General features: G+C 54.2%; 1 protein-coding gene. It reads left to right on the plus strand.

From position 1 onward, the window contains the following. On the plus strand, window positions 1–891 hold an 891-nt coding region (locus AACY52_RS28565; protein ID WP_339561103.1), incomplete at its 5' end, for an IS4 family transposase. Window positions 892–900 lie beyond the last annotated feature (9 nt).

Here is a 900-nt window from a genome sequence, read left to right on the forward strand (position 1 = left end):
CGCGATCATTTCGGCTCTGGAAATACGCCGACCGAACGCCAGACACCTTTTCCAATGCTGCGTCTGGTGGCGCTGATGAATGTTCGTTCGCACCTGATACTGGATGCTCAGCTGAGCCCTTATCGACGCAGCGAAATGCGCTTGGCTGATGAGTTTCTACAGCAGATCCCCAACCATTCGGTCACGCTTTTCGACAAGGGCTTCTGGAGTGCCGATTTGATGCTTAGCCTGAGCGGCCAGGGGATTGACTGTCACTGGCTGACTCCGGCACGAAAAAATCTGGTCAGCGAAGAAGTGGTTCGTTACGGAAAGCATGACCGTTTGGTGCGCATGAAAGTGTCGCCGCAGGCGAGAAAACGAAATCCGGATTTGCCGACTCATTGGGAGGTGCGAGAGGTCAGCTACGAAGTTCAGGGCAAGTTGAAAACAGTCATGACGTCGCTGCCAGCCAGCACTTACAGCGCCAGCGCCGTCGCCAAGCTTTATCAGGAAAGATGGGAAATCGAGCTGGGTTTCAGAGATATCAAAAGCTCGATGCAGCAGAACGCAATGACCTTACGCAGCAAGAAGATCGACTTGGTGTATCAGGAGGTCTGGGGCTTGTTGCTTGCCTACAACGTGATTCGCCGCGAAGCGAGTCAAGCCGCAATGGCTTTTGGTCGAGCGCCGTCGGATATCCGGTTCAAGCCAGCCTGCCAATACATCGCCGTTCAGTTGATCGTGATGGCAGCGGCTAACCCAATTTCAGCAACGGGAAGACGATTGGCGGAGCTAAGGGCGGGTGTTGGAGGGATGTTTCTGAACCACCGTCCAAGGCCTTCGAGACCCAGGACGGTGAAGATATCAAAGACCCGGTTTCCGGTGAATCGTAAGGCTGCTCCGCTTAAGTGAACAGCATTA

Origin of the sequence: Pseudomonas sp. EA_65y_Pfl1_P113 (genome assembly GCF_963970525.1) — a bacterium.
GTDB classification, from domain to species: Bacteria; Pseudomonadota; Gammaproteobacteria; order Pseudomonadales; family Pseudomonadaceae; genus Aquipseudomonas; species Aquipseudomonas tritici.